Genomic DNA, 2,454 nt, shown 5'->3' on the forward strand with positions numbered 1-2,454 from the left:
CCGCCGAGCCGCGCGGCCAGTCCGGCGCCGACCAGGGACGACTTCCCGCAGCCGGAACTGCCGACGACGAGCAGCAGCCGCCGGGCGCTGAGCGCGCGCAGCCGGTGGGTCAGGCGGCGCAGCTCGTCGTCGCGGCCGAAGAAGACCCGCGCCATGTCCCGGCTGAACGGTCGCAGGCCCGGGAACGGTGAGCGGTCCCACGCCCAGCCGCGCCCGCCGGACGCGTCGACGCGCCGCAGGGGCACGTCCAGGTCCTCGCCCCAACCGTCGTTGCCGGCGAGGACGACGTGCTGGCGATCGTCCAGCAGCGGGGAGGTGACCTCCGGCTGCGCCCGCAGGGGCAGCAGCAGGCTGCCGACCTCGTGTGCGATGCCGATCTCGTAGGCGCACCAGGGTGAGGCGTTGTACGCGTCGGTCAGGAGGCAGATGACCGCGTCGGCCGCGCGCAGTTCCTGGTGCAGACGTTCCCGCCAGACGTCACCGGGCCGGATTCCCGCCCGGATGTTCCTGGCCAGGAATGCGTCGTGGCCGAGATCGGACAGCGTTCGGTGGACGCGGTCGGCCAGCTCCCCGTCGGAGTTGGCGTGACTGACGAAGACTCGGGCCACGTCACCTCCTCTCAACTTCCAGAACATATTCATCGGATTGCTGTGACGGAATTGATGCTACGTGTACACCTGGTCAGCGGCCCGTAGGAATACGGGTTTCCGTGGCCTGGGTGTCGGTTGTGTGCTGGGAAAGTCGGAGGCCGGGCCGTCGACGTGTTCCGCCGGGCCCGGCTCCCGCATAAGTGAACGGATGATGTCCGCTGTCGGATTCGGTCATGACCATTCGATGAAGGATGAACGGTGATGGAGTGGGCACAACGGTTCGCGAGGGTGCAGGGACGCGAGAGTGCGGGGAGAGGTGCGGACATGACCGTCGCGCGAACCCATGTTCGGTTGTCCCGTGTGTCCGGATGGCGCAAGCCGGCGGACGTCGTCGTGGTCTCCAGGCCCACCCGGTGGGGCAATCCCTTCGACCAGCGGGAGCTCGGCCGGCCCGGCGCCGTCGCCCGGTACGCCGAGTGGATCACCGGGGGCGGCCCGGACGTGCGCCATGACCGCGCCGGGCGTCGCTACTCACGCCTGGAACGGCTGGCCGAACTACCAACTCTTGCCGGCCACCGCCTCGGCTGCTGGTGCCCGCCGGGAGAGCCGTGCCACGCCGACGTCCTCGCGGCCCTCGTCGCCGAGCGGACGGACCAGCCAGCGCCGGCGTGGACGGGCGGTGACCCCGACCATCACCGTCACCGCAACCCCGACCCCGACCCCGACCCCGACCGCCACCGCGACCCCAACCGCGGGTAGCGGCGCGGCCGGTGGCCGGGCATCCGCGGCCAGGTGCCCGGCCGTGGGAGGCCGTGGGCCCGTCGTGCGGTGGTCCGGGGTTGCCGGCGCGCCGCGTCGCACCACGTCACCGCACGCGCAGGCGTCGGGGACACCCGCCGCCCACCGCTGTCCGCACCCGGCGTGAAATCGTCGCGCGATCGACACGTCCCGCGAAGAATGCCCGGTCATACGGCACCCGTCCGGGGCCCGAACGGGGGGCGCGACGGAATTCCGGCGGTCCGGTCGCGCACGCAGCCGGCGTTCATGGCATGCTCGGAATCCGGCGGTGAGCGGATGCTCCACCGGTGGCCGTTCTGATCAGATCGACGTCGACGGCGTCCACCGGAATGCGTCCTTCGCCCCGCGGATCAGACCGGATCGGCCGTTGTTGTTAGGCTGAACCCTCAACGTGGAGGTTTGTTGTGAAGCGTGTCGGTGCGATTGTCATGCTGCTTGCTCTCGTCGGTGGCGGCTTCCTGTTCCGGCGTCAGCGCGGCAAGCAGGACGCGTAGGTCCGCGTCCCGCGGCGGTCCGCTCCGGTCGTGCATCGGTTTGACGCCGAGACGGCCGAGCTCATGCGGGCCGTCTTCGATGTCACCAGGCTGCGCCTCGGCTACGACCAGGTCCCGCTGGACGGCTCGGCCTCGCCCGCGGAGCTGTCCGCCCGGGCCGGCGGGACGATCACGGCCGAGGGGATCGGCGGCGCCCACGCGCTGAAGATCTTCGACGAGGTCCTCTCGCGCGCCTGCGTCTCGGCGGATCATCCGCGCAACCTCGCCTTCATCCCGGCGGCCCCGACCAGGGCGGCCGTGCTGTTCGACCTCGTGGTCGGCGCCTCGTCGATCTACGGCGGCAGCTGGCTGGAGGGCGCCGGCGCCGTGCACGCCGAAAACGAGGTGCTGCGCTGGCTGGCCGACCTCGCTGGCCTGCCAGCGCAGGCCGGTGGCGTGTTCGTCCCCGGTGGCACGGTCGGGAACCTCTCGGCGCTCGTCACCGCCCGTCACGCCGCCCGGGCGAGGCTGGCCGCCGCCGGGCGCCCGGCGCCGTCCCGGTGGCGCCTCGTCTGCGGTGCGGAGGCGCACTC

Annotated in this window: 3 protein-coding genes; 2 read left to right on the forward strand and 1 reads right to left on the reverse strand. The window is 72.0% G+C overall.

Features of this window, described 5'->3' with window-relative positions; translation table 11 throughout:
- Window positions 1–608, reverse strand: a 608-nt coding sequence (locus MXD58_RS29085) for a toll/interleukin-1 receptor domain-containing protein (RefSeq protein WP_250611359.1), incomplete at its 3' end; no start/stop codon positions are given.
- A gap of 306 nt (window positions 609–914) precedes the next feature.
- Here MXD58_RS29085 and MXD58_RS29090 point away from each other — a divergent pair.
- Both MXD58_RS29090 and MXD58_RS29095 read left to right on the forward strand, forming a co-directional pair.
- Window positions 915–1,349, forward strand: coding sequence for a DUF4326 domain-containing protein (locus tag MXD58_RS29090; RefSeq protein WP_248837588.1), 435 nt, complete (start codon window positions 915–917; stop codon window positions 1,347–1,349).
- Window positions 1,350–1,912: 563 nt separating this feature from the next.
- On the forward strand, window positions 1,913–2,454 hold a 542-nt coding region (locus MXD58_RS29095; protein ID WP_250611361.1), incomplete at its 3' end, for a pyridoxal-dependent decarboxylase.

The organism is Frankia sp. AgKG'84/4, from assembly GCF_023242965.2.
Lineage (GTDB): Bacteria > Actinomycetota > Actinomycetes > Frankiales > Frankiaceae > Frankia.

Excerpts from the sequence above, each read along its gene's own strand:
- MXD58_RS29090 (WP_248837588.1), top strand. The coding sequence starts at position 915 with ATGACCGTCGCGCGAACCCATGTTCGGTTGTCCCGTGTGTCCGGATGG.